Source organism: Mycobacterium vicinigordonae, from assembly GCF_013466425.1.
Classification (GTDB): domain Bacteria; phylum Actinomycetota; class Actinomycetes; order Mycobacteriales; family Mycobacteriaceae; genus Mycobacterium; species Mycobacterium vicinigordonae.
The window spans coordinates 905,729-922,313 of the sequence record NZ_CP059165.1 but is presented as its reverse complement, the minus strand read 5'-3'; the positions used below and the strand labels follow the sequence as shown (position 1 = coordinate 922,313).

The 16,585-nt window shown below is 67.4% G+C and carries 15 protein-coding genes; 7 read left to right on the top strand and 8 right to left on the bottom strand.

Features of this window, described 5'->3' with window-relative positions:
* The first annotated feature begins 6 nt into the window (after window positions 1-6).
* Window positions 7-414, top strand: coding sequence for a pyridoxamine 5'-phosphate oxidase family protein (locus H0P51_RS03905; RefSeq protein WP_180916731.1), 408 nt, complete (start codon window positions 7-9; stop codon window positions 412-414).
* 89 nt (window positions 415-503) lie between these two features.
* On the opposite strand, the gene groL is transcribed toward H0P51_RS03905, so the two are convergent.
* Window positions 504-2,129 carry a chaperonin GroEL gene (groL, locus tag H0P51_RS03900; protein ID WP_180916730.1) on the bottom strand — a complete coding sequence of 542 codons (1,626 nt, stop codon included), beginning with the start codon at window positions 2,127-2,129 and terminating at the stop codon, window positions 504-506.
* 168 nt (window positions 2,130-2,297) lie between these two features.
* Window positions 2,298-2,954 carry a TetR/AcrR family transcriptional regulator gene (locus tag H0P51_RS03895; protein ID WP_180916729.1) on the bottom strand — a complete coding sequence of 219 codons (657 nt, stop codon included), beginning with the start codon at window positions 2,952-2,954 and terminating at the stop codon, window positions 2,298-2,300.
* An 88-nt stretch (window positions 2,955-3,042) separates the two neighbouring features.
* Here H0P51_RS03895 and H0P51_RS03890 point away from each other — a divergent pair, with 88 nt between their 5' ends.
* Window positions 3,043-4,815 (top strand): CocE/NonD family hydrolase, encoded by a 1,773-nt coding sequence (locus tag H0P51_RS03890; protein WP_180918722.1) that lies wholly within the window; start codon window positions 3,043-3,045, stop codon window positions 4,813-4,815.
* On the opposite strand, the gene H0P51_RS03885 is transcribed toward H0P51_RS03890, so the two are convergent.
* From H0P51_RS03885 to H0P51_RS03870, 4 genes are all read right to left on the bottom strand, one after another.
* Entirely contained in the window at window positions 4,800-5,744 is a 945-nt protein-coding gene (locus H0P51_RS03885) for a class I SAM-dependent methyltransferase (RefSeq protein ID WP_180916728.1), read from the bottom strand. The two genes, H0P51_RS03890 and H0P51_RS03885, sit on opposite strands and share 16 nt — an antisense overlap.
* Before the next feature lie 40 nt (window positions 5,745-5,784).
* A complete protein-coding gene (gene uppS / locus H0P51_RS03880) occupies window positions 5,785-6,504 on the bottom strand; it encodes a polyprenyl diphosphate synthase (protein WP_180916727.1) in 720 nt (239 codons plus the stop codon).
* 72 nt (window positions 6,505-6,576) lie between these two features.
* Window positions 6,577-8,154 carry an MFS transporter gene (locus H0P51_RS03875; protein ID WP_180916726.1) on the bottom strand — a complete coding sequence of 526 codons (1,578 nt, stop codon included), beginning with the start codon at window positions 8,152-8,154 and terminating at the stop codon, window positions 6,577-6,579.
* Window positions 8,155-8,174: 20 nt separating this feature from the next.
* Window positions 8,175-8,567 carry a polyprenyl synthetase family protein gene (locus H0P51_RS03870; RefSeq protein WP_281373880.1) on the bottom strand — a complete coding sequence of 131 codons (393 nt, stop codon included), beginning with the start codon at window positions 8,565-8,567 and terminating at the stop codon, window positions 8,175-8,177.
* A gap of 219 nt (window positions 8,568-8,786) precedes the next feature.
* Between H0P51_RS03870 and H0P51_RS03865 the strand changes: the two genes are divergently transcribed.
* Together H0P51_RS03865 and moeA are read left to right on the top strand one after the other, a co-directional pair.
* On the top strand, window positions 8,787-9,716 hold the full coding sequence (locus H0P51_RS03865; protein ID WP_180916724.1) for an SDR family NAD(P)-dependent oxidoreductase: 930 nt from the start codon (window positions 8,787-8,789) through the stop codon (window positions 9,714-9,716).
* 1 nt (window position 9,717) lies between these two features.
* Window positions 9,718-10,917 carry a molybdopterin molybdotransferase MoeA gene (gene moeA, locus H0P51_RS03860; protein WP_180916723.1) on the top strand — a complete coding sequence of 400 codons (1,200 nt, stop codon included), beginning with the start codon at window positions 9,718-9,720 and terminating at the stop codon, window positions 10,915-10,917.
* Here moeA and H0P51_RS03855 read toward each other — a convergent pair.
* Window positions 10,914-12,047: an MFS transporter gene (locus H0P51_RS03855; protein WP_180916722.1), complete on the bottom strand. Its 1,134-nt coding sequence runs from the start codon at window positions 12,045-12,047 to the stop codon at window positions 10,914-10,916. The two genes, moeA and H0P51_RS03855, sit on opposite strands and share 4 nt — an antisense overlap.
* Before the next feature lie 85 nt (window positions 12,048-12,132).
* Between H0P51_RS03855 and H0P51_RS03850 the strand changes: the two genes are divergently transcribed.
* The 3 genes from H0P51_RS03850 to H0P51_RS03840 are packed head-to-tail and all read left to right on the top strand — an operon-like array spanning window position 12,133 to window position 15,870.
* Window positions 12,133-12,840, top strand: coding sequence for a phosphatidylserine decarboxylase (locus H0P51_RS03850; RefSeq protein ID WP_425488956.1), 708 nt, complete (start codon window positions 12,133-12,135; stop codon window positions 12,838-12,840).
* Window positions 12,837-13,697 (top strand): CDP-diacylglycerol--serine O-phosphatidyltransferase, encoded by an 861-nt coding sequence (pssA, locus tag H0P51_RS03845; RefSeq protein ID WP_180916720.1) that lies wholly within the window; start codon window positions 12,837-12,839, stop codon window positions 13,695-13,697. Before H0P51_RS03850 ends, pssA begins: the two co-directional genes overlap by 4 nt.
* 1 nt (window position 13,698) lies before the next feature.
* Window positions 13,699-15,870, top strand: a complete 2,172-nt coding sequence (locus H0P51_RS03840; RefSeq protein ID WP_180918721.1) for an AAA family ATPase — start codon at window positions 13,699-13,701, stop codon at window positions 15,868-15,870.
* On the opposite strand, the gene H0P51_RS03835 is transcribed toward H0P51_RS03840, so the two are convergent.
* Complete coding sequence (locus tag H0P51_RS03835) at window positions 15,867-16,514, bottom strand: LON peptidase substrate-binding domain-containing protein (RefSeq protein ID WP_180916719.1); 648 nt, start codon at window positions 16,512-16,514, stop codon at window positions 15,867-15,869. The two genes, H0P51_RS03840 and H0P51_RS03835, sit on opposite strands and share 4 nt — an antisense overlap.
* Window positions 16,515-16,585: the final 71 nt, after the last annotated feature.

The following is a 16,585-nucleotide window of genomic DNA, read 5'->3' as shown; positions in this document are numbered from 1 at the left end:
GGGTTCATGGCCCCTAAGACCGCGAAGAAAGTTGACTTCGACCGACTGGCCGCCGCGCTCGAGGACTTCCCGTTCGCCTACCTGATCACTGTCGACGACGACTATCGGGCACACACGGTGGCGGTCGAACCCGTGCTGCGCGACCACACCGTCCTCGACGTCGGACTGATCGGCGGCGGCACTCGCACCAACCTGGCCCGCCGCAGCGACGCAACGTTGCTCTGGCCGCCGACTGAGCCCGGCGGATATTCCTTGATCGTCGACGGCTGCGCCCAGCTCAGCGAGGCCGGCATCGACACTGTGCGTTGCGAGATCACGCCGACCCGCGCCCTGTTGCACCGCAACGCCGACAACCCGTCCGCGGCCAAGGGCTGCCTGCACGACTGCGTGGTGTTCAGCCTTCCGGTCGCGTAAACCGCATTCAACCACCCGGAACCGTTGCAGCACGGAAAAGCCCGGCCCCCTTGTGAGGGGCCGGGCTTTTTCGCTACGGCGGACTTGATCTAGAAGTCCATGCCGCCCATGCCGCCGGTCGGGTCGCCGACAGGAGCGGCGGCCTTCTCCGGCTTGTCTGCGACGACGGCCTCGGTCGTCAGGAACAGGCCCGCGATGGACGCCGCGTTCTGCAGGGCCGAGCGGGTCACCTTGACCGGGTCAGCAACGCCGGCCTTGAGCAGGTCCTCGTACTCACCGGTGGCGGCATTAAGGCCGGTCCCGGCGGGCGAGTTGCGAACCTTCTCGGCCACCACGCCGGGCTCGAGCCCGGAGTTGAAGGCGATCTGCTTCAGCGGGGCCTCGAGCGCGACGCGCACGATGTTGGCACCGGTGGCTTCGTCGCCCTTGAGACCGAGGTCCTCGAGCGCCGGAACCGACTGCAGCAGGGCCACGCCACCACCGGCGACGATGCCCTCCTCGACTGCGGCCTTGGCGTTGCGGACGGCGTCCTCGATACGGTGCTTGCGCTCCTTGAGCTCCACCTCGGTGGCAGCGCCGGCCTTGATCACCGCAACACCGCCGGCCAGCTTGGCGAGGCGCTCCTGCAGCTTCTCACGGTCGTAGTCGGAGTCGCTGTTCTCGATCTCGGCACGGATCTGGGCCACCCGTCCGGCGATGGCGTCGGAGTCACCGGCGCCCTCGACGATGGTGGTCTCGTCCTTGGTGATGACGACCTTGCGGGCCTTGCCGAGCAGCGAGATGTCGGCGTTCTCCAGCGAGAGACCGACCTCCTCGCTGATGACCTGGCCACCGGTGAGGATCGCCATGTCCTGCAGCATCGCCTTGCGGCGGTCACCGAAGCCCGGGGCCTTGACGGCGACGGACTTGAAGGTGCCGCGGATCTTGTTGACGACCAGGGTGGACAGCGCCTCGCCCTCGACGTCCTCGGCGATGATCAGCAACGGCTTGCCGCCCTGGATGACCTTCTCCAGCAGCGGGAGCAGGTCCTTGACGGTCGACACCTTGGAGGAGACCAGCAGGATGTAGGGGTCTTCCAGGACCGCTTCCTGACGCTCAGCGTCGGTGACGAAGTAACCCGAGATGTAGCCCTTGTCGAACCGCATGCCCTCGGTGAGCTCGAGCTGCAGGCCGAAGGTGTTGGACTCCTCGACGGTGATGACGCCCTCGTTGCCGACCTTGTCCATCGCCTCGGCGATCAGGTCGCCGATGGACTGGTCGCCCGCGGAGATGCCCGCGGTGGCCGCGATCTGCTCCTTGGTCTCGACGTCCTTGGCCGAGCTGAGCAGGGTCTGGGTGACCTTCTCGACGGCCTTCTCGATGCCGCGCTTGAGGCCCAGCGGGTTGGCGCCGGCGGCAACGTTGCGCAGGCCCTCCTTGACCAGTGCCTGCGCCAACACGGTGGCCGTGGTGGTGCCGTCACCGGCGACGTCGTCAGTCTTCTTGGCGACTTCCTTGACCAGCTCGGCGCCGATCTTCTCGTAGGGGTCCTCCAGCTCGATCTCCTTGGCGATGGACACACCATCGTTGGTGATCGTGGGAGCGCCCCACTTCTTCTCCAGTACGACGTTGCGCCCCTTGGGGCCCAGCGTCACCTTTACCGCGTCGGCGAGGGCGTTGAGGCCCCGCTCGAGGCCGCGACGGGCCTCTTCGTCGTACGCAATTGTCTTGGCCATTGCGAAGTGATTCCTCCGGATTGGGAATGAGTTGGGGTCACCGGGTAACGACAACCCCGTTACTTACGCTGGCCGGGCGCAGTGCCCGCGACGGACGACCCATGCAGCTTGCGCTGGACCTCACCGTCCCGACCTAGCACTCGCCGGTCGCGAGTGCCAACGTCATTCTTAGCACTCGCCTATGCCGAGTGCAAGATCGCTCGGCGGCGTTCGCCCAGGGCTGAGGTCGCCATCAACGTAGCGCTGCAAGTTGGGCGCGACGGCGGCGATGACTTCGTCCTCGGTCATGGACGCCAGCGGCTCGATCTTCCAGACGTAGCGCATCAGCGCGAAACCCATCATCTGCGACGAGATCAGCCCGCTGCGGACCATCCTGTCCCGCCCGTCGCTGCCCAGGTGCGAGACGCCCATCAGGCTGCCCTCCACCACCCGCCGCAGTTTCTCGAGCGTGGTGGGGTCGTGCGCGGCGGTCTGCAGGATGGCTCGCAGAGTGGGGCCGATCTCGTCGTCGGACCAGCTGGCCAGCAGTAGTTCCAGGAGGGCGGTGCCGAGTTCCTCGACGGGCTCGGTCCAGACCTGGGCGACGTTGTCCAACCACCTCTGCGGCGGGTTGGTAGCAGCGTCGAGCACGCCCTCCTTGGACCCGAAGTAGTGGTAGACCAGCGCCGGGTCGACATCGGCCGCTCGCGCGATGGCCCGGATGGTGGTGCCCGCCCAGCCGTGCTGGGCAAACTCTTCGCGCGCAGCGGCCAGGATCCGTGCGGACAAGACCCCGCGCTCGTCCCGCGGTCCAGGAGTCGCAGGCTTTCTTGCCACGAATTTCATCGTAGCGTGAATTTCCCATTGCGATGGAAATAGTTTCACCGTAACGTGAGACTTGTCTCAACAAAGCATGAAACTCTTGGGAGTCGGTATGGCCGCCACCTCGCAGCGCGTCGCCGGGATCGAGCCAGGCCAGCGCCGCCTCAACGGACCGCAGACATCGGGCCGCGAGTACCGCAACCTGAGCGAGCCCCGCTACGGCACCCGCCGCCAAATCAATGTCCGGGTCCCGGTGCGCGACGGCATCGAGCTGGTCGCCGACGTGTACCGCCCGGATGCCGACGGCACCTTCCCCGCGCTCGTGGCCGCATCCCCGTACGCACGGCAACTACAGGACGTTGGTATACCGGCCGGGTTCATCGAGGCCGGGGCCACCGACTTCTGGGTGCCGCGGGGCTACGTCCACGTCATCGTCAACCTGCGCGGAACCGGCGGCTCCGGTGGCGAGTTCGGGTTCTTCGACAGCCAAGAGCGCCGCGACATGTACGACCTGATCGAGTGGGTCGCCGAGCAGCCGTGGTGCGACGGCAATGTGGGGATGATCGGCATCAGCTACTTCGCAATGACCCAGCTCGAGGCCGCGGTCGAACGTCCTCCGCACCTGCGGGCCATCTTCCCGTTCGCCGTCACCGCTGATCTGTACGAGGCGGCGTCGCACCACGGGCTGGTCAGCGCGGCCTTCATCAGTTCGTTCCTGGTGATGCTCGGCCTGACGGCCCCGAAAAGTGATCGATTCTTCCGCAGCGCGCCGTTCGCGATAGCCCGCCGCGTCCTGAACCTGCCGCGGGTGCACAGGAAGTTCGCCACCCTCAATGGCGAATCGGCCAAGGGAATACTCGACCTGCTGATGAGGCTGCCCCACCGCGCGCGTCCCTGGGACGAGCTGTGGCTGGAAATCGTCGTCAGACACCCGGTCCGCGACGAATGGTGGGATGACCGCGATCTGACACCGCGGCTCGAGAACGTCGACATCCCCGTCTACCTGGGCTGCGACTGGGAGAACGCGCCGCTGCACCTGCCGTCGACCTTCGCGGCGCTAACCGGACTGACCAACAGCCCGTGCGTGCGGGTCGCGATGCTCGGCAAGTTCGGCCTGACCTGGCCGTGGGAGAGCATGCATCTCGAGGCGCTGGCCTGGTACGACCATTGGCTCAAAGGACACGACACCGGCATTCTCGATGGTCCCGCGATCCGGTACCTACTGCCCGAAGCCGACGACTGGCACGCGGTGCAGTCCTGGCCGCCGCCGCAGAGCGCACACCGCGAGTACGCCCTACGCGCCGACGGGGTCCTCGACGCCGACGAAGGCGAACCCGGCAGCCGCACGTACCTAACCTTGGGATCGGGACTCAACCGGCCCAAGCCCAGCGAGATCGACCCGCCGTCGATATTGACGTGGACCAGCGCGCCGCTGGACGAGGACCTGGACGTGGTCGGCGACATCGAGCTGCGACTCGTCGCATCAGCGACGGCGCTGGACACCGCATGGATCGCCGTTGTCTCCGACATCGCCGAAGACGATTCGCTCGTCGAACACCTCAGCTGTGGACTGTTGCGGGCCAGCCTGCGCGAGGTCGACGAGAAGGCGAGCCGGCCCGGCGCCCCGGTCCTGCCCTGCCGGACCGCCGTCGGGATCCCGATCGGCGAAGACGTGCTGTACCGAATCCCCCTGGTCCCCAACGCCCGTCGGTTCCGGCGCGGACACCGGATCCGATTGACGCTGTCCAGCGACGACTCGAACCCGCAGATGCCGGCAATCATGGAGTTTCGTCATGCCACCGTCGGGACCAGCAGCCTCAACACGATCCGGTCGTCGTCGCGACTGTTGCTGCCGATCCTGGGCGGCGGTCAGGCGGACAGCTGACGGTGTGCGATCACGAAATCGGCGAACGCGTCCCTGTCGTCGGCCAGCGGCACATCGTCAACCCAGCGACCGTGCCGGCGCATGACGTCCGGCGAGTGCTGCGCCGTCGCCTGCCAGCCGTGCTCGTCGAGCCATTCGGTGACGACCGCCCGCTCATGCCCGGCGTACACCAATGCCGATAGATCCTCTGTCGGCTCGAACCCGAGCTGACCGAACATCGCCTTGGACGGGCCCCACATGTCTTCCCGCCGATTTCGGTCGTGTTTGGCAGCGGTCTCGACCCCGATCCAGCTGCCGGGAGCACTCAACGCATCGATGTGCCCCAGCAACTGGTCCTGAGCATCGGCCGTCAGGTATGCGAGCAGCCCCTCGGCTAACCAGATTGTGGCCGCAGTAGGGTCAAACCCCTTGTCCCGCAGTGCTGTCGGCCAGTCATGACGCAGGTCCGCGGCTACTTCCCGGCGATTGGCCAACGGCGAAACGCCGTTCGCTGCCAGCGTCGAGGACTTGTACGCGAGCACGCCGGGCTGATCGACCTCGTAGACGACGGCGCCCGCCGGCCAATCGAGCCGGTAGGCACGGGAATCGAGGCCCGCCGCGAGTATCACCACCTGCCGGATGCCGTCGGCCATTGCGTCGATGGTGCAACGATCGAAAAAGTGCGTCCGGACGACCTGGTAATTGCTCAGATGGTCGATGATCGCCGCCGTCTGCGCGCTCGTGGCCTTCATCTTGGCGACCATGCCCGGGTCGAGCATGGCCGCCCACGCACCAACGTCGGCGTTGTCCACCAAGAGCCGGGCGTACGGATCGCGGATCAACGGGTCGTCGCTATCGGTCTCGTTGGCGCGAGCGAAGGCCACCATCACCGCAGTGAGGCCGGGACCCGAACTGACATCCCAGACGTCGTCGTCAGTGCGCGTGCTCATCGTGTTCTTGCTCCTTTGTTCGTCAACCGGCTTTGTTTCGTCAACCGGCCATGTCGGCGGCGTGTTGGGCACCGCGGGTTCGCACGCGGGTACCGAAGTCTGCGAGCGCAGCCTCGAAGTGTTCACGGGTAAAGTCAGGCCACAGCTCATCGACAAAGTGCAGCTCCGAAAAAGACGAGTGCCATACGAATCCGTTGGACAGGCGCCGCTCCCCGCCGGTTCGGATGATCAGGTCCGGATCCTGCATCTCAGGGGCATATAGCAGTCGTCGAAACGCCTGCTCGCCACCGCCGGTATAGCGCTGGGCCGCATCGAGCAGTTCCTGACGTCCGCCGTAGTTGAGCGCGACGAACAGCGTCATCTTGGAGTTGTGCGCGGTCGCCGCCTCGGCATAATCCACCGCTTCGAGCACATCCTTCGGCAGGCCGGTACGCAGGCCGAGCATTCGGATCCGGATGCCGCACGGTTCCAGCGCCTCGGCCGCCCGGCCGAAATGGCGGGCGAACACTCCCATCAGGCTGTCCACTTCGATGGCGGACCGCGACCAATTCTCAGTCGAGAAGCTGTACAGCGAGAGTTGCTCGATACCGAGCTCGCAGGCGTCCCGCGCGCGCATGATCGCCACCGCGGCGGCGGTCATGTGACCTTGTTCGGTGGTCAGTCCGCGCGCCGCTGCCCAACGCGCGTTCCCGTCCGGAATTAGTGCCACGGTCCGCGGCAGACACCCCGCGGGGGACGAGGCGTCATTGATGGGGTGCATGGCGGCTAACCCTCTGATCGTGCAATGTGTGGCATCAGGTTCCGGCTTTCCATCGAAGATTGCTGGTTGGCGCTACTTCTGCTGCGGCGGTAGGAGATTCGCGGGCACCTCCTCCATCGGCGGAGACGCTGAGCCGGGTTGCTCATCCGGGGGGCGACGGCGCGGAAGTATCACGGCGACCGCCGCCGCCGCAGCCAACGCGACGCCGGCGCAAACCAGGCAGCTCGCTGTCACACCGTTGAGAAAGGCCGACTCGACGAAGGGGCGGACGGACTGCGCTTGGCTCGTGGGCAGCTGACCGAGCACGTGCTGCGCGGCTGCCATCGATTGACGCATCGCCACACGCGTTTCGGGACTCACAACGGCCAGCGCGGAATCTTCGTCCAGTCGGCTCTGATACACCGACGCGAAAACGCTGCCCGCTATCGCGACGCCGAAGGTGGCGCCAAGTTGGCGGGTAACGCCGGCGACCGCCGATCCCACACCGGCGGTGTGGATGCGCAAGGAGGCCATGATCGACTCGGTCGCCGGGGCCATGGTGAGTCCGACGCCGGCGCCGAGCATCGTCATTGCGGCTCCGATCTCCCAGTACGAGGTGTCGGTCGCGAAGAAGCCGGACCAGGCGATAGCGCCGGCGAAGATCACCAATCCCCCCGCGACTACCGGCGTGGTGCCGAACCGCTCGGCAAGCCGCGGGGCGATGACACTGGCGGCGGCGACCGAAAATGCGAGCGGCAACAAGCGAATGCCGGTTTGGTACGGCGTATAAACGGTGACGAATTGCAAGTACTGGGTCATGACGAAGACGAATCCGCACAGCGCCAGGTACGCGGCAGCCCCGGCGATGTTGCCGCCGGAAAATCGGCGGTCGGCGAACAACGTCAGATCCAGCATCGGGTGCGGCGTCCGCAGTTCGTGCCATTGGAAGGCAGCAAGGGCGATCAACGCAACGGCGAAACCAACAGGTGTCCGAACGCTGCACCACCCGGCGTTGGGTGCTTCGATGATTGTGTAGATCAGCACCGAAATGCCGACTACCGACAGCAGCAACCCCACAAGATCGATCGGCGGCCGGGCGGGGTCGCGTGAGGTCGGCACGAACAGTATCGAGCCGATGGCGGCTACCAAGGCAATGGGCACGTTGATCCAGAAGATGGAACCCACCGCGAAGTGTTTCAGCAGCCATCCCCCGGTGATCGGTCCAACCACCACGCCCAGACCATTCATCGCCGACCACAACCCAATTGCCTTGGCGCGCTGAGCGGATTCGGTGAAGATGTTGGTGATCAGCGCCAAGGTTGTCGGAAAAATGATGGCGGCGCCGACGCCCATCGCCGCACGCGAAGCGATCAGCGTCTCCGGGGAATCGGCACTCGCGGCAGCCGCGGACGTTACGGCGAATGTCAGCAGGCCGATGTTGAGCCAGCCACGCCTGCCGTAGCGATCGCCAAGGTTGCCGGCCGGTAGCAGCAGGCTGGCGGCCGCCAAGAAGTAAGCGTCTACGATCCATTGCAGTTCGGCGGTGTCGGCCAGCAAGTCGCGCGACAACGTCGGCAACGCGACATTGACGATGGTCAGATCAATGCTGGCGACGAAATTGCTCAAGCACATGACCGCAAGCACGATCCCGGGACGCACTCTGACAGTCATTGTGATTGCGTTGTTGCCCATCAAGAAACCCCGAAGGCCGACCACGCGGTGGGCTGATGCCGGCGCACCAGATCGCTGTCCATGATGTCGTCGTGCAGCAGTGAGAAGTCATGCACCAGTTCCACCGCCACGGCGGATCGAATCGCGGCTTCGCCCGCTTCGTCACCCCCGGCGGCACGCGCACACGCAATCGTCAGCGCCGGCCGTATTGCCTTACCGCGCCCCGTCTGGCGTTCCTGACCGGCAGCATCCCACCAACCCAGATGAAGGCCGGCCACGTGGCGGACGTCGGCAGGCAGCGCATCGAGGGCGGCGCGCTGCGTTGGTTCGATAAGAGCCCGGGCATCGGTCAGTGCGGCTTCAACAATCGTCGGATCCGCACGGCGAATCACGGGATTGGCTATTTCGATCACATGCACCGTCCTTCCACACACACTGGTGGCCACGGACGCGATAACGGCGTATGCAATTTACTTCACTGTCACCGATATGAGTGCAGGATTCAGCGCAGAAGTCCGCGCGGATTTTGCTTTTTTCGGGCAACGCTGAACTAAGAGGACGCCATTTAATGGCTAACGATCGTTCAGGTCAGCCGAATATATGTAGTCGCTCGGCTTGAGTATGTTCGGGCTATGGTTTCCAACGACAACCACACGTGGTCTGCCGCCGACATCCCTGATCAGAGCGGACGCACCGTCATCATCACCGGCGCCAACACCGGTCTGGGCTTCCACACCGCCGCGGCCCTGGCCGCCCGCGGCGCGCAGGTGGTGCTGGCGGTGCGGAACCTGGAGAAGGGCAACGCCGCTCTGGCCCGTATCAACGCCGCAGTGCCAGGTAAACCCGACGTCACGCTGCAAGAGCTCGATCTCAGCTCGCTGGACTCGGTGCGCCGGGCCGCCGACGCGCTGCGCAGCAACTACCCGCGGATCGATCTGCTGATCAACAACGCCGGCGTGATGTGGACGCCCAAGGCGCTCACCGCCGACGGCTTCGAACTGCAATTCGGCACCAACCATCTGGGCCACTTCGCGCTCACCGGCCTCCTGCTCGACCACCTCACTGCGGTGCGCGGGTCCCGCGTAGTGACGGTTAGCAGCCTCGGGCATCGGCTACGTGCCGCGATCCACTTCGACGACCTGCAGTGGGAGCGCAACTACAGCCGGATCGGCGCCTACGGGCAGTCCAAGCTGGCCAACCTGCTGTTCACCTACGAACTCCAGCGCCGGCTGCAGGCCGCCGCCGCGCCCACCATCGCCGTCGCCGCGCACCCCGGCGGATCCAGCACCGAGCTGGCCCGTAACATCCCGCGCCTGCTGCGCCCGCTCAACGCGCTCGGGCCGCTGCTGTTCCAGAGCGCCGAGATGGGCGCGCTGCCGACGCTGCGGGCCGCCACCGACCCCAGCGTGCAGGGCGGGCAGTACTACGGGCCCGACGGGTTCGGTGAGCAGCGCGGCCACCCGAAGCTGGTCCAGTCCAGCGCGCAGTCGCACGACCAGGACCTGCAGCAACGGTTGTGGGCGGTTTCCGAAGAGCTCACCGGGGTCAGGTTCGGAATCTGAGATGCGCTCTGTCGCCGAACATCAGCGCATCGTCGCCGACCTGATCCGGCCGCGACCCGGCACCGCCGTCCAGCTCGCCGAAACGCTGGGCCTGGTCCTGGCCGCCGACGTCGTTGCTCCCCTGTCGCTACCGGTCTTCGACAACTCCGCGATGGACGGCTACGCAGTGCACGCCGAGGACACCAGCGGCGCCACCCCCGAGCAGCCGGTGGTCCTGCCGGTAACCGAAGACATCCCGGCGGGACGCACCGATTCGTTGACACTGCGACCTGGCACCGCGCACCGCATCATGACCGGGGCACCCTTGCCGACCGACGCGACGGGAATCGTCCCGGTTGAGGCCACCGACGGCGGTGTCGACTCGGTGGCGATCCGCGAGCCCGCCACCGCCGGCCGGCATATCCGGCGCGCCGGGGAGGACGTCGCGGCCGGCACCACCGTGCTCAAGGCGGGCACCGTGGTGACGCCGGCCGCGCTCGGATTGGTGGCGGCGCTGGGCCTGACGCAGCTGACGGTGATTCCGCGGCAGCGGGTGCTGGTGATCTCGACCGGGTCGGAGCTGGTGGCGCCGGGCACCCAACTGCAACCCGGGCAGATCTATGAGTCCAACGCCGTCATGCTCGCGGCCGCGCTGCGCGAGGCCGGCGCCGACGTGCTCTCAACCCAGACCGCCGGCGACGACATCGCCCAGTTCAGCGCGGTACTGGACCGATATGCCGCCGACGCCGACTTGATCATCACCAGCGGGGGTGTCAGCGCCGGCGCCTACGAGGTGGTGAAGGACGCCTTCGGGCGAGACGGTGACCAGGGTGTCCACTTCGTCAAGGTGGCGATGCAGCCGGGCATGCCGCAGGGGGTCGGCCGGGTGGCCGGCACCACGATCATCACGCTGCCCGGCAATCCGGTGAGCGCGCTGGTGTCCTTCGAGGTGTTCATCCGCCCGGCGCTGCGCGCGGGGATGGGGCTGCCGCACCCGCACCGACCACACCGCACAGCGGTGCTCACCGAGGCGGTCACCTCTCCGCGTGGCAAGCGGCAATTCCGGCGCGCGGTTCTGGACGGCGGGCGAGTCACCAGCTACGGCCCCCCGGCCTCGCACCATCTGCGCTGGCTGGCGTCAGCCAACGCGCTGCTCGACATCCCCGAGGACGTTGTGGAAGTACCGGCCGGCACCGAGCTGCAGGTGTGGGATCTGAGCTAAGGCCGGTGGAATTCGTCGGCAGCGTCGAACGCCCTGCTGGCGCGGATCGCGACTGCGGTGACGGCGAGGACCACCGGGATGACAACCAGCGCCGCCGCTAGTCCAACCCGCTGGGCAAGGTGTCCGATTAGAGGCGGGCCTAGCAGATAGCCGATCCATCCGGTCGCGGCGACTATCGCGATCGCCGATCCCCCGCCGCCGGCCGCGTAGGCGGCGCTGAACGCTGTCGGCACCAACAGCGCCACGCCCACGCCCAACCCTGCGAAGCCGACCACGCCGATCACCGGGTCGGCCGTAGCGAGCGTCACGCCCATGCCGATGATGGCGATGAACGCCAGAGCGGGCAGTAGCCGGCGGGCCGACACCCGCGCGTGCAGCCGCAGCGCGCCGAATCGGACCGCGACCATGGCCAGGGTGTAGGCCGCATAGCTCAGCGCCGACACACCCGCCCCGGCGCCGATGACGTCATGCACGTAGTTAGCCGACCAGTCGGTGGCCGCGCCCTCACATAGGAAGGACGCGAAGGCTACCGCGGCCAGGATCGCGACGGTCGGGGTGATCCGGGCGCGTCCATGCGACTGGGCCGACGCGCCGACGGCCTCCTCCGCGACCAGGTGCCCGGTGAGTGGTTCCACGACGATCAGGACCACCATCCCCAGCACCACCAACTGCGGTTCGAGGTGGATGCGCGCCGTTACGGATGCGGCGCCGATCAGTGCACCAAGCAACGCGCCCACACTCCACATACCGTGGAAGCGAGCCATGATCGGGGCACCGGTTAGGCGCTCGACCGTGCCGGCCGCGGTGTTCATCGCGACATCAAGACCACCCTGGAACGCGCCCCACAGCGCCAGCGTCGCGAACAACCACAGTCCCGAGGTGGCCAAGCCGACCGTCATACCCGCCAGCGCATACCCGGCGACCAGCACCGGCACCAGTCTGCGGCTGCCCCAGCGCGGCAACGCCCAGTGGCAGCACATCGTGGCCACGACCGAACCCAGCGGCGCACCGAACAGTGCGGTCCCCAGCTCTCCGTCGTCCAACCCCAGGTTGCCCTTCACCTGCGGAATGTGCGCGGCCCACGACGAAAACACCACAGCGTGGGCGACGAACACTGCGGTGACGGCCATCTTGGCGCGGCGAAGCTCCGGCGAGCGTGAATGTGGTGTGGATTTCAGATCGGACCCCTCCGGGGAGCCTATCGCCTTCCGTAAGATGACCCGCGTGGCAAAACGCCCTGGCTCCTCCGAAGGCCCAGCGCACCTGTTCGAATTGGTGCGCTCCACTGTGCCCCCGCTGCACCCGGCCGGGTTGCCGTTCGTCGCGGCTGGCCTGGCGGTGGCGGCGGCCGGATACCGGCGCCGCTGGGTGCGCCGGACGGGGCTGCTGGCGGCGGGTGCCTGCGCGGGATTCTTCCGCCACCCGTCGCGAGTGCCACCCTGCACGGAGGGGGCGGTCGTCGCACCCGCAGACGGCACGATCTGCGTGATCGACACCGCGGTCCCGCCGGCCGAGCTGAGCATGGGCACGACCCCACTACCCCGGATCAGCATCTTCTTGTCGATCTTCGACGTCCACGTACAACGCGCACCGGTCGCCGGTGAGGTGATCGCCGTCCAGCACCGCCCCGGCGCCTTCCTGTCCGCCGACCTGCCCGAGGCCAGCGAGGCCAACGAGCGCACCAGCGTACGAATCCGCACCGCCACCGGATCCGACGTCGTCGCCGTCCAGATCGCCGGGCTGGTGGCACGCCGGATCGTGTGCAACGCGCACGTCGGCGACAAACTTGCCCTCGGCGACACCTACGGCCTGATCCGGTTCGGCTCCCGGCTGGACACCTACTTACCGCCGGGCACGCAACCGCTGGTCGAAATGGGTCAGCGCGCGGTTGGCGGCGAGACCGTACTGGCCCAGCTGCCATGATCAACAAGCCGCCGCGCCGGCGCACCGTCGATCTGCATCTGCTGCCCAGCGCCATGACCGTGCTGTCCATCTGCGCGGGCCTGACCTCGATCAAGCTCGCCCTCGACCACAAGCCGATACCCGCGATGGCGCTGATCGCGGTCGCCGCGATCCTCGACGCCCTGGACGGGCGGGTGGCCCGCATCCTGGACGCCCAGTCGCGCATGGGTGCTGAGATCGATTCGCTGGCCGACGCGGTGAACTTCGGCGTCGCACCGGCGCTGGTGGTCTACGTGACGCTGTTGTCGAAGTTTCCTGTCGGCTGGCCGGTGGTGCTGCTCTACGCGGTCTGCGTAGTCCTGCGACTGGCGCGCTACAACGCGCAGTTGGACGACGGAACCATGCCGCCGTACGCCAAGGAATACTTCGTCGGCATGCCGGCGCCAGCCGGAGCGGTATCCATGATCGGCACCATCGGCCTCAAATTGCAGTTCGGCGAGGGCTGGTGGACGTCGGTCTGGGCGCTGTCGCTGTGGATCGCCGGGACCTCGCTGCTGATGGTCAGCGCGCTGCCGATGAAGAAATTCCATACCTTGGCGGTGCCGCCGAACTGGGCCGCGCCGCTACTGGCTGTCCTCGCGCTCGCCGCGGCGGCCGCGGTCGTCTACCCCTACATCCTGATCTGGGTGATCATCATCTCCTACGTCTGCCACATCCCGTTTGCGATGCGCAGCAAACGCTGGCTGGCCAAGCATCCCGAAGCGTGGGACGACAACAACAAACAACGACGTGCCGCCCGGCGCGCGACCCGGCGGGCACAGCCGAACCGACGATCGGTGGCACGGCTCGGCCTGCGCAAGCCTGGCGGGCGGCCGTGAGTTGGCTCAGCACCTCACCCTCACCGCGCGACTGAATACCTCGGCGGTCGACTCGCGCCGCGGCGTGGTGCGCCTGCATCCCAGCGTTATCGCCGCGTTGGGCATTCGGGAATGGGATGCGGTGTCGCTCATCGGGTCCCGGACCACTGCGGCGGTGGCCGGGATGGCCGCCGGGGACATCCCGGTGCTGACGGTGTTACTCGACGACGTCACGCTGTCCAACGCCGGCCTACGGGAAGGCACCGAGGTGATTGTCAGTGCGGTCACCGTGTATGGCGCCCGGACGGTGTTGTTGAGCGGCTCGACGCTGGCCACCCGGTCGCTGTCGCCCGCCACACTGCGCCAGGCGCTGCTGGGCAAGGTGATGACGGTCGGCGACGCGGTGTCCCTGCTGCCGCGTGACCTGGGGCCGGGCACCTCGACGTCGGACGCCACCCGCGCGCTGGCCTCCTCGGTCGGAATCAGCTGGACCTCCGAGCTGCTGACCGTGACCGGCGTAGACCCGGACGGGCCGGTCAGTGTGCAGCCCAACACTCTGGTCAGCTGGGGCCAGGGTCTTCCGGACGCGGTGCGCGTCATCCCGCCCGTCGACGTCGCCACCCCGGAGATGCAGGTCGAGGAGCTCAAAGGCGCTCAGCCGCAGGCCGGCAAACTCACCGAATGGCTCAAGCTCGCCCTCGACGAGCCGCATCTGCTCACGCGCCTGGGTGCCGGCACCAACCTCGGTGTGCTGGTGTCGGGACCGGCCGGTGTCGGCAAGGTGACCCTGGTGCGAGCGGTGTGCGCCGGGCGCAGGTTGGTGGAACTGGACGGCCCGGCAATCGGTGCGCTGGCCGCCGAGGACCGCCTCAAGGCGGTGACCGCAGCCGTGGCTAAGGTACGTGGCGCCGGCGCGCAGGGCGGTGGCGTGCTGCTGATCACCGATGTCGACGCGCTGTTACCCGAGACCGCCGAGCCGGTGGCCGCGCTGATTCTCGCCGAACTGCGCGCCGCGGTAGCCAGTGCCGGCGTGGCACTGATCGCCACCACGGCCCGCCCCGACCAGATCGATACCCGGCTGCGCTCGCCGGAATTGTGCGATCGCGAGCTGGGCCTGCCGTTGCCCGACGCGGCGACCCGCAAGTCGCTGCTGGAGGCGCTGCTGAAGAACGTGCCCACCGGCGACCTCGACCTCGACGAGATCGCTTCCCGAACACCGGGTTTCGTGGTCGCCGATCTGGCCGCGCTGATGCGCGAGGCGGCGCTGCGGGCCGCGTCGCGGGCCAGCACCGACGGCCAGCCCCCCACGCTGAACCAGGAAGACCTGGTCGGTGCGCTCTCGGTGATCCGGCCGCTGTCGCGCTCGGGCAGCGAAGAGATCAGCGTGGGCAGTGTCACCCTCGCCGACGTCGGTGACATGGCCGAGGCCAAGCAGGCCCTCACCGAGTCGGTGCTGTGGCCGCTGCAGCACCCCGACACCTTCGCCCGGTTGGGTGTAGACCCGCCGCGCGGGGTGTTGCTCTACGGCCCGCCCGGCTGCGGCAAGACGTTCGTGGTCCGGGCCTTGGCCAGCACCGGGCAGTTGAGTGTGCATGCCGTCAAGGGCTCCGAGCTGATGGACAAGTGGGTGGGTTCCTCGGAGAAGGCCGTCCGCGAATTGTTCCGGCGCGCACGCGATTCGGCACCGTCGCTGGTGTTTCTCGACGAGGTGGACGCGCTGGCGCCGCGGCGCGGCCAGAGCTTCGACTCGGGTGTGACCGACCGGGTGGTGGCCGCACTGCTGACCGAGTTGGACGGCATCGACCCGTTGCGCGATGTCGTCGTGCTAGGCGCGACCAACCGTCCCGACCTGATCGATCCGGCTCTGCTGCGTCCGGGCCGGCTGGAGCGACTGGTGTTCGTCGAACCGCCCGATACTGACGCACGTCGCGAAATCCTGCGCACCGCAGGTAAATCCATTCCGCTAAGCGCTGACGTGAATCTGGAGCAGGTGGCCGCCGGACTGGACGGATACAGCGCCGCAGATTGTGTGGCCCTGCTGCGCGAAGCGGCGCTGAGCGCGATGCGCCGCTCCATCGATGCCTCCGACGTCACCGCGGCCGACTTGGCCGCGGCCCGCGAAAAAGTACGTCCCTCGCTGGATCCGATGCAGCTAGAATCGTTGCGCGCCTTCGCCAAAGACTCGCGCGGCTAATCAGACAGCTGGAACTCGACCATCGCGGTCACCGAGTCCACGGCTTCCAGCAGCGCGGCCAACCGGTCCGCGGCCGACGGCGCTGCCAGCACAGCATAGCGGTCCGCAGGACCCATCGGAACACGAGCAGCCAACGCGTACAACGTATTTGACCTATCGCCGGAATCGCGTGGGTAGTCGAACAGCACGTCGCGGTCCGGTAGCTCGACCCCACGCACCGCGGCGATCCGCTCGAACAGCGCCAGCACACGGTCCTCGACGTCGTGGAGTTGCGCGGCGGTCACGGGCAGCCCCGGCTCGTCGGGCCAGGACTGTATGCGGGCCCGCGGAAACGGGTCGTCGGGCAGCCACTGGCGCACCCGGATCCGCTCGCCTATCCGGCAGCGCAGCGCGTACCTGCCTGAACCGCCGTCCACGTATTCGGTGATGGTGGCTAGCGTTCCGACGTCGCTGCGCTCGTCGCCGCCGCCGACTTCGCGGCCGCGCGAGATCAGCACCACACCGAAACGGGGCCGCTCGCATTCCATGCAGTGGCGCACCAGCGCGGTATACCGGGGCTCGAAGATGCGCAGCGGCAGCGTCTCGTTCGGGAGTAACACCGACTCGAGCGGAAACATCGGCATTTCAACCGGTTCGCGATCCATTGGCCATCTCACCCCTGTGCCAGCATAGCCGCGCAGGACTGCTGAATCCGGCGGCTGGTCAGGGCCGGGTG

What these genes read in the sequence shown, in the direction of transcription:
- H0P51_RS03905 (WP_180916731.1), top strand. Translation starts at nt 7, where the DNA reads ATGGCCCCTAAGACCGCGAAGAAAGTTGACTTCGACCGACTGGCCGCC.
- groL (WP_180916730.1), bottom strand. Translation starts at nt 2,129, where the DNA reads ATGGCCAAGACAATTGCGTACGACGAAGAGGCCCGTCGCGGCCTCGAG.
- H0P51_RS03895 (WP_180916729.1), bottom strand. Translation starts at nt 2,954, where the DNA reads ATGAAATTCGTGGCAAGAAAGCCTGCGACTCCTGGACCGCGGGACGAG.
- H0P51_RS03890 (WP_180918722.1), top strand. Translation starts at nt 3,043, where the DNA reads ATGGCCGCCACCTCGCAGCGCGTCGCCGGGATCGAGCCAGGCCAGCGC.
- H0P51_RS03885 (WP_180916728.1), bottom strand. Translation starts at nt 5,744, where the DNA reads ATGAGCACGCGCACTGACGACGACGTCTGGGATGTCAGTTCGGGTCCC.
- uppS (WP_180916727.1), bottom strand. Translation starts at nt 6,504, where the DNA reads ATGCACCCCATCAATGACGCCTCGTCCCCCGCGGGGTGTCTGCCGCGG.
- H0P51_RS03875 (WP_180916726.1), bottom strand. Translation starts at nt 8,154, where the DNA reads ATGACTGTCAGAGTGCGTCCCGGGATCGTGCTTGCGGTCATGTGCTTG.
- H0P51_RS03865 (WP_180916724.1), top strand. Translation starts at nt 8,787, where the DNA reads ATGGTTTCCAACGACAACCACACGTGGTCTGCCGCCGACATCCCTGAT.
- moeA (WP_180916723.1), top strand. Translation starts at nt 9,718, where the DNA reads ATGCGCTCTGTCGCCGAACATCAGCGCATCGTCGCCGACCTGATCCGG.
- H0P51_RS03855 (WP_180916722.1), bottom strand. Translation starts at nt 12,047, where the DNA reads ATGGCCGTCACCGCAGTGTTCGTCGCCCACGCTGTGGTGTTTTCGTCG.
- H0P51_RS03850 (WP_425488956.1), top strand. Translation starts at nt 12,133, where the DNA reads ATGACCCGCGTGGCAAAACGCCCTGGCTCCTCCGAAGGCCCAGCGCAC.
- pssA (WP_180916720.1), top strand. Translation starts at nt 12,837, where the DNA reads ATGATCAACAAGCCGCCGCGCCGGCGCACCGTCGATCTGCATCTGCTG.
- H0P51_RS03835 (WP_180916719.1), bottom strand. Translation starts at nt 16,514, where the DNA reads ATGGATCGCGAACCGGTTGAAATGCCGATGTTTCCGCTCGAGTCGGTG.